At 38.4% G+C, this 8969-nt stretch carries 8 protein-coding genes; all 8 read right to left on the bottom strand.

The genetic code is table 11. The annotated features are described in order from the left end of the window. Positions 1-1158 (bottom strand): M3 family oligoendopeptidase (locus AC220I_RS14070; protein WP_486724485.1); only part of this gene is annotated, 1158 nt, incomplete at its 3' end. A gap of 62 nt (positions 1159-1220) precedes the next feature. Then, on the bottom strand, positions 1221-1574 hold the full coding sequence (locus AC220I_RS14065; RefSeq protein WP_486724484.1) for a PilZ domain-containing protein: 354 nt from the start codon (positions 1572-1574) through the stop codon (positions 1221-1223). Positions 1575-1704: 130 nt separating this feature from the next. Then, positions 1705-3366, bottom strand: a complete 1662-nt coding sequence (locus tag AC220I_RS14060; protein WP_486724483.1) for a glutamine--tRNA ligase/YqeY domain fusion protein — start codon at positions 3364-3366, stop codon at positions 1705-1707. An 81-nt stretch (positions 3367-3447) separates the two neighbouring features. Further along, positions 3448-5253: an HD domain-containing phosphohydrolase gene (locus AC220I_RS14055; RefSeq protein WP_486724482.1), complete on the bottom strand. Its 1806-nt coding sequence runs from the start codon at positions 5251-5253 to the stop codon at positions 3448-3450. 18 nt (positions 5254-5271) lie between these two features. Next, the gene (locus AC220I_RS14050) at positions 5272-6420 is read right to left on the bottom strand and encodes an aminotransferase class V-fold PLP-dependent enzyme (protein ID WP_486724481.1); all 1149 of its coding nucleotides are present in this window, start codon (positions 6418-6420) and stop codon (positions 5272-5274) included. 30 nt (positions 6421-6450) lie between these two features. Beyond that, positions 6451-7476 carry a lysylphosphatidylglycerol synthase transmembrane domain-containing protein gene (locus tag AC220I_RS14045; protein WP_486724480.1) on the bottom strand — a complete coding sequence of 342 codons (1026 nt, stop codon included), beginning with the start codon at positions 7474-7476 and terminating at the stop codon, positions 6451-6453. A 141-nt stretch (positions 7477-7617) separates the two neighbouring features. After that, entirely contained in the window at positions 7618-8271 is a 654-nt protein-coding gene (phoU, locus tag AC220I_RS14040) for a phosphate signaling complex protein PhoU (RefSeq protein ID WP_486724479.1), read from the bottom strand. A 32-nt stretch (positions 8272-8303) separates the two neighbouring features. Next, a partial coding sequence (locus tag AC220I_RS14035) for a methyl-accepting chemotaxis protein (protein ID WP_486724478.1) occupies positions 8304-8969 on the bottom strand: 666 nt, incomplete at its 5' end.

Raw genomic sequence — 8969 nt, 5'->3', positions numbered from 1 at the left:
CTCATGAATCAAAGTAAACATACTGTCAACATTATCCTTGTGATTCAAAAGGATATAAGGCTTAGAGTCATAAGTACCACTCGAATAAGCACCACTGCGCTTTCCTGTATTTTCGTAAACGTCAATCCAGCGCTCTTCAAAGGCTTTTTTGAATAAGTTCACGTAACTTTCACCCAAAGGCTCTACTGCTTTTAAGACACATTCAACAGCCTCATCATATGTGATTTCAAACTCAATGTCCTTGATCATGGGATTGTAAATATCATATAAATGCAGCTCATCTACCCCCATGACTTCTTTACGAAGTTTCATATATTTGTGAAATGCAGGTAATGCCTCGTTTACTGCTTCAATGAGTTTGTCAGGAACCGATACAGGGATAGCACCTGAAAAGAGTGCTGCTTCTCGTGCAGAACTGTAGCCCCTCACCTTACTGTAAAAAATATTTTTCTTCACTTCACTCTGCATTAAAGATGCTATGGTGTTGATATGAGCTTCATAGGTTTTATAGTATGTTTCAAATGTATTTTTTCTAAGCGTACGATCTTGCGACATCATCAATGAAATATAGCTGCCGTTTGTTATCGTATGGGTTTGACCCTTTTCATCTGTGGCAGTCCCAAAAGTCATGTCCGCATTCAACAGCATACTGTAGGCATTTGAAGGTGCACTTGAAACCTCGTCCACCTGGGCCAGAATCGTTTCAATTTCTTCAGATCGAATATGGGGTTTATTTCGATATAAGTTCTCAAAAAAATGTGAATAGGTTCTAAGTCCCTCATTTTCCGCCATATATTGATCGATAACGGACTTATCGCTGGCCATGATCTCAGGCACAAAAAAGGCCATATTCTCAGAAATAGTCGCCACTAAGCTATCTGCTCTGGAATTAAGCCCCTGATAAAAACCATCCTTTGTGTTTTCATCATTCTTTAAATGTGCATAACAAGAAATATCACTTAATTTTCGCTCGATCCTCTCACTAACTTCAATTGCTTCAAGTAGTATATCTGCACTTTCCAACAAGCGCCCCTTGTACTTTGTCACTTGTTCTGCGCTTGTTTGTGCCGCTTTAAAATCCGCCTCCCAAGCTTCATCTGATACGTAAAGAGATGATAAATCCCACTTATATTGTTCCATAATTGACGCTCTGTCCATATAATCTGCCTCCAAAATATTAAAAATCTAATCTGCGACACATGTCCTTTAATCTATTTAAATCAGTTCATATACTTATTGTCATCGTCCTCGTCAATATCGAGTAGAAAACTCGTCAGCATTTCCGGAATATAGATTAGCTTTAAACCACAATCAAAGAACTTGCCATTTGGTCTACACCAAACAACCTTTCCGATTACCACATGATTTTCTTCATTAAATTGTATGTCTATACTCAAGGTAGTATCATTCTCTATGAAGCAATTTGATTTTATTCCCAGACCGCCAATAGAAATATCCTTAAGCGATATCTCAATAGGACTATTAATTTCCACCAACCGATTGTTGGTGTGAAAATTGAAGGATTCTATTACACCAAGATTGCTAAGTCGCCTTTGACGACGTCTATCATCCATTATATTCACTCCTTGTCAGAAAAATCATGTTCACTACTTAGTACCTACATTTATTATACCTTTTATCCTATAAAAAAAACAGTCCTACTAAGGACTGCTTTAATTTAATAAGGATACAAAGACTTTGAACTTAAATTTTAAATGAACTTTTGAGTGAAACCACACGGTTGAAAACCAAATGTTCCTCCGATGAGAGCTTTGAATCTGCAACAAAGTAGCCATGTCTTAAGAACTGAATATGTTCGCCCTTTGCCACTTCCTTGAAACTCGGCTCAAGCTTGCAATTTTCAAGAACAACAAGCGAATTTGGATTTAACACAAGTTCACTGTTTTCATCATTCTCATCTTCTCTAACAACGAGATTTTCATAAAGTCTAATTGTGGCATCCACAGCATGTTCCGCACTTACCCAGTGAATAGTGCCCTTGACTTTTCGACCTTCAAATCCACTACCTGACTTGGTTTCTGGATCATAAGTACAAAGGAGTTCAACCACATTTCCCTCTGCGTCCTTAACCACATCATTACAAGTAATAAAGTATGATTTTCTAAATCTTACCTCGTTGCCGATGTAAAGTCTATGATATTTCTTAGGGGGTTCTTCCATAAAGTCTTCACGTTCTACATATAAATGCCTTGAAAACGGAATCATTCTAACACCCATGTTTTCATTATCTGTATTGTCGTCATCCTCCAGCCATTCTACTTGGCCTTCAGGATAGTTTGTGATTGTAACCTTTAAGGGGTCCAAAACTGCCATCTTACGCTTGGCTCTTACTTTTAAATCCTCTCGAATGCAGTGCTCAAGCAATCCCCTATCCACGATACTATTGCTCTTGGCAACGCCAATACGCTCTGCAAAATCTCTAATAGCCTCTGGTGTAAGCCCCCTTCTTCTCATCCCTGAGATGGTTTCAAGTCTTGGGTCATCCCAGCCTTCAACCTTGCCTTCATCAACGAGTTTTTTAAGATAACGCTTACCCAAAACAGAGTCTTTGATATAGAGCTTAGCGAATTCAATCTGTTGTGGTCTTGTCACTTTATAATCATCAAGATTCATGAGCACCCAATCATAGAGTGGTCTATGGTTTTCAAACTCAAGCGAGCACAGTGAATGTGAAATGCCTTCAATCGCATCTTCAATCGGATGCGCAAAATCATACATCGGGTATATACACCATTCATCACCAGTGTTGTGGTGGGTTGCTCTTGCGATTCTATAAATTACAGGATCTCTCATGTTAATGTTAGGGCTCGACATGTCAATTTTAGCTCTTAAAACGCGTGCGCCGTCTGGAAAGTCTCCATTTCTCATTTTTTCAAATAGCGTGACGTTTTCTTCAATGGTCCTATTTCTAAATGGGCTTTCTTTCCCAGGCTCCGTTAAAGTACCTCTAGTATCTCTAATTTCCTCTGCTGTTTGGTCGTCTACAAATGCAAGACCCTTCTTAACGAGTTCCATTGCGTAGTCATACATCTTCCCGAAATAATCAGAAGCATAGTACAAATGGTCCCATTCACATCCCAGCCACTTGATATCTTCCATTATTGAATTGACATATTCTACATCTTCTTTCACCGGATTGGTGTCGTCAAATCTAAGATTGAATTCACCACCGTATTTTTTAGCGGTTAAATAGTTTATTAAAATTGCTTTCGCATGGCCCACATGTAAGTAACCATTGGGTTCTGGCGGAAAACGCGTATGAATTTTCTTAACTTTTCCACTTTCTAAATCAGCATCAATTATGTTATGAATAAAATTTGATGCCATAATTGTCTCATCTTTCATAAATTGCCTCCCAAAAATAATCATAGGTCTATTATACTTAAAAATCGAAAAAATTACAGCCATATTCCTCAGAAAAATGTTTTATAGGTTAAAACCCTTCCAATCCTCCATAGACTTTAGAAAAGCATGAACGATACTGGGATCATACTTTATCCCAGACAAGCTCAGAATTTCATCTATGGCCTGATCATGTGTTTTCGCTTCCCTATAACTTCTTTCATGTGTCATGGCCTCATAGGCATCTACGACAGTAATAATTCTTGATATGAGTGGAATATCGCCACCGCTAAGGCCTTGAGGATAGCCAGTACCATCATAGTTTTCGTGATGTGCAAGTACATAGTCTCCAATACCAGCCAAGTTTGGCGAAGCCACGAGTAGATGGTAGCCAATCTCTGCGTGCTTCATAATTTCCTTCATTTCCTTCTGACTTAACTTGCCCTTTTTGTTTAAAATCTCCTTTGGTATGGATATCATGCCGATATCGTGCATAATGGCTGTTAAATCCAGTTCCTCCATGGCAGAATCACTCAAATTCAAGTACGCGCCAACCCTTTCGCTTAAAATTTTAATGCGCTCAGCATGCTCGACTGTCTCAAGCGATTCTTCTGATAATTTTTGCTGAAGGGTTTGAATCAGCATGGACTTAATATGCTTAGAGGTCCTTAGCTTGTTCTTGTACATTTGATGATCTGCTTCTCTAAAGATACCATCAATGCCAATATTGGATTTTTTTCGACTCGAATAACCTAATGAGATGTCGATTTTAAAGGGAAAATCCGTAACTGTACTGCATTTAGCATGGATCCTGTCAATTAAGGTTCCAATGTTCTTTCGCTCTGTGATAATGGCAAACTCATCACCACTTAGCCTTGCAATCACATCTGTTTGATCATAAAAAACACCCTTGAGAATATCTGCAACTTTTATGAGCAAGGCATCGCCTAATTTGTGTCCAAAAGCATCGTTCACCATTTTCAGGCCGTTGACATCTCCTATAATAATCGAAACATTCTTATCTTCATTCTCACTGTATTCAATCAGTCTCTGGTCAAAATAAGACCGGTTATAGAGTCCAGTAAGGGCATCGTGAGATGTTAAGAATTTGATTTTTTCAGTGGCAAGCTTCCGCTCTGTAATATCTTGACCAACTGCATGTATTTCATAGGGCATCTCATCCTGATAAACAAGTCTATAATTGAACTCGATAAATTTTTTTGCGCCTTCAAGGTCAATAATTTCGAGTTCAAAACGCTTTCTTGGCCTTTCTATACATTGATTAAACAAGGTATTTTCCCCATAAGAAGCGTCCAAAAAATCCTCAATGATATAGGTTTCATTGACTTTCTTTATTTTTAAAGTCTCCACAAACGTCTTGTTGAAATTTGTAATTTCACCTTTTTGGTTAAAGGTAAAGATGATGGCTGAGGCATTGTCAAAGAGTTCTTTATACTTGGCTTCGCTATCCTTTAGCTTTTCAGAAATTCTCACTGACTCATTTATATCTCTTATGATGCCTTTTTCATTGATGAGCCTGCCACTTTCATCACGGTCGTGGATTACCCATTCCTCCACCCACCTTACCTCTCCATTTTTACACACTACTCGGTACTGGTTTTTAAAATAAGTCATGTTTTTTTTGCGTGCCTCATATAAGAGCGCTTTTGTTTTTTCTCGATCGGGCTCAAAGACAAATTCCCAATAGTCTTTTAGGTCACCTGTGTAAAAATCTTCAGGTTTATAGCCGAAAATGCCAATATTCTCCGACACAAAGTCAGTTGGGATATCCTCTGAAAGTGTCCATTTAAAGATGACTAAGTTTGTTTTGTTGATGATATCATAGGCTTCTTTTAGATCTATTGAAATGTCATTAGATAAATGGTTCATATTTACCCTCCTGAAATTCTATTTTACCAACGCCTTCAGTGCTAAAATCAAGTGGTCAATTTCTTCAATCGTATTAAAGGGTGAAACGCTTATTCTAAGGACGCCACTTGGAAAGGTCCCTAGGGTCTTGTGGGCAATTGGGGCACATTGAAGTCCCACACGCGTTATGATGCCATAGTCTCTGTTGAGTGCATGTGCAATCCACGAAGGATCCCTGTCTTTGAATGAAAGCGCTAAGACGCCTGTTCGATTATCAAAGCTCACAAGATTGTGACATATGATACCCTCAAACTTTGAAAGCCCTATTTCCAGATGCTTTATTAAAGACCTCTCATGTAATTGGATGGCTTCATAACCTCTTTCAGCAATCCATTCAAGACTGGCTGCCAGGCCCAATAATCCCATCAAATTAAGCGTGCCCGATTCAAAATGATCCGGCATTAGCTTGGGCTGGTCAAAGGATTCAGATAGACTTCCAGTTCCACCATATATAAACGCCTTGGTTTCCCTGGCCATATCCGGATCAATTAAAAATCCACCGGTACCCGTCGGTCCAAGCAAGGACTTGTGACCTGTAAAGGCAAGACAATCCACTTTCATTTCTGCCATATTAATGTCCATAAAGCCAGCCGTCTGGGCGACATCCAACATAAATTTGACATTGTTTTCCCTTGCCAATTGCCCAAGCCTTGTCACTTCAAGGATTTGACCTGTTATGTTTGATGCGTGAAGACTTATGATTAACCGGGTATTGGGGCGTAAAAGTCCTTTTGTGGCATCAACATCCAACTTACCAGTATCGCTAAATGGAATGAAATCGTACTCAATCCTCCCCTCATCAGCAAGGGCTACGACAGGCCTCACCACTGCGTTATGCTCAAAGTTTGAAATCAAAACATGGTCTCCCTCTTTTAAATAGCCAAAGAGGACTGTGTTAATAGACTCTGTGATATTTTTCGTGAAAATCACATGATCAGAATGATTAAAATGAAACATTTTAGCAATATGCTCTCTTAAGTCATAAATCAGACGATCAACACTTCTTGTTGAGGAAGTACTTCTTCCGGCATTTCCCATCATTTCATCAAAATACTTAAGGGTGGCAATTTTAACAGTCTCAGGTTTTGGATAGGATGTTGCACCGTTGTCTAAATAAATGGTTTTCATGTTCAGTCCTTTCAAATGCTGTTTTTTCTTCTATACTTGATCCCTTTGATGGTGTTTTTTTCGAATATTCATGGTTTCCCTCACGAAAAAGAAGAGCCCAATAAGGGTGGCAAAGTAAACCGTAAAGCCGCGCCAAAGAAAGACGATGTTCACTAGGTCAGACTCCTTGACGATTTGCGAAAAGAAATAGGCAAAACCGCCCTCTGCAAAGCCTGATGCGCCAGGTGTAAAGCCAAAATACATGACGAAATTAGAAAGCATTTGGCCTGATATCACAATCAGAGGTGACACCTTATAGCCATAAAGCTTAAGAATCATAACAGAGAAGGAGAAGACAAACATAAAATGAACGATTGTCACTAAAAAACTCATGATTAGATGCTTGATATCGCCTCTCAAGAATAGGTCCAATTGCTTTAAAAAATCATCAAGACCATTAAAAAATTTTAATTTTTGCGTTTGTTTAATTGGCAACCTGAAGATGAGCTTCCCAAAATAATGCATGCTTCTCTTTCTGTATTTTCCAACCAAAACGATGAAGGCCGTCCATAGGACATAAAATAGAGATACCAAGGGCAACCATCTTACTGACTCAACGTTTAATGTACTCAAAAGCTCTGGGTTGAAATAGACCACAAGCGGTAAAGAGACAAAGAAAAAAGTGGAAGCCAATATAGCCCTCAATGAAGTTGCCGCCGCAGCTTCTGATATGGCAACATCGTGTTCTTTTAAAAAATAGATTTGTGCGATGCTACCCCCTGCTAAAAAAGGGGTGACATTACTCACAAAAGTGCCTATAATTGCCTGCTTCACAACATAGTGATAAGGCAAATTAATCTTTAATGTTTTTAAAATGATGTAAAATCTGTAACCATCCAGTAAGATGTAGATCAGAGTCATTGAACCCAATATAATATACCAATGAAGCGGAACACTTGAGAGGTCAATTTGATGTTTTAACATCTTGCTGATACCTAAAACGGAACCAAGCGAAATGGTTACGAAGACAATTGTTAGCAACAGATACTTCGTTAAAGAGATATTTGATTTTGTCAAATCCATCACCTTCTATAGTGAAATATTATTTTTGATATTTATAAAGTAATTATACCATATGTTTACATATTAAAGCGTCAAAAAAGACGATACCCAATATGAACCTTTCACATGGTATCGTCTTTATAAATTGTGTAGTGCTTAGTCGTTTCCGTCAAAATGAGTGCCCTCAACGCCATAAATTACCCATTCTGCAATATTGGTTGCATGATCAGCCATTCTTTCAAAATATTTGGCAATCATCATAAAATCCATACACTGTCTAACATCATCTGGTTTTTCCTTCATAAGGGTCTCTAGGTCTGCAAAAATCATATCATAGTAGTCATCCACGATATCATCATCTGCACAAATGCGTTTTCCCATTTCCACATCTTCATCGATGTAACAGTCGATTGTCATTTTAACCATATTTTTTACTTGTTTGGCCATGTTCGGCAAGTCGATAAGGGGTTTAACATAAGTCTTGCCTGCAAGGTCTATTGTCAATTTTGAGATATCTTGGCAGTGGTCTGCAATACGTTCTAAGTCCGTTACAATTTTCAAAATAGACAAAAGCTTTCTCAAATCCGTTGCTACAGGTTGTTGCCTTGCGATGACATTGATGCATTTGTTTTCGATTTCGAGTTCCATTTGATCAAATCGATCATCGCCCTCGATGATGCGCTGTGCAAGCTTCACGTCGTGTTCAACCAGCGCGTTAATCGTCTCTTCAATTGTTTTTTCAATCAGCGTGCCCATTCTGATGATGTCCACATGGATGGATTTCATTTCATTATCTAACATGACTCTCATATAACTTCTCCTTAAAATGCCCATTTTATATTTTATATTTTAAATATTTGGATGGTCTCGTCCATCTGCGCCGCGAGCTTGTTTAAGTTTTCACTCTCTTTGAAGATGTCATTGATCACCTGACTTTGAACTTCAACAGAAGCAACAACCTCTTCCGTGCTTGCAGAGTTCTCTTCACTCACTGCTGAGAGGGATTGTATCATATCTTCTACTTCAAGTCGGGTTTGTTCTATATATACTCTGGAATTCTTTAGTGAATCTAATTTTTGTTCTACACGCTTAATGGATCTGGCAATCTCATTGTATTTTTCTTTTGTGATGTCAACACTGGTCATCTGTGATTCTGAGATTGAAATTAAATGTTCAACAGTTTTCACAATCGTTTGATTATCAATATAGAGTTGGTCAATAATTTCGTTTATTTGAGTGGTTGATTGCTTGGATTGTTCGGCTAAGAGCCTGATTTCATTTGCCACCACCGCAAACCCTCTTCCATGTTCACCTGCTCTTGCAGCCTCAATGGCTGCATTAAGTGCTAAGAGGTTGGTTTTATTTGCTATAGACATAATCAGTGCACTTGCTTGTTCAATTTTTTTAGAATCTTCAGTGGCTTTCATGATATTATTGTGGACTTCTTGATTGGCTTTTGTAGATTGACCATTGATTATGGTTAACTGCTTAATCACTTCAAGTCCTTG

The sequence above is a fragment of the Fusibacter sp. genome, from assembly GCF_057447755.1.
The sequence above is the reverse complement of the archived record's forward strand: the minus strand, read 5'-3'. Positions and strand labels throughout refer to the sequence as shown.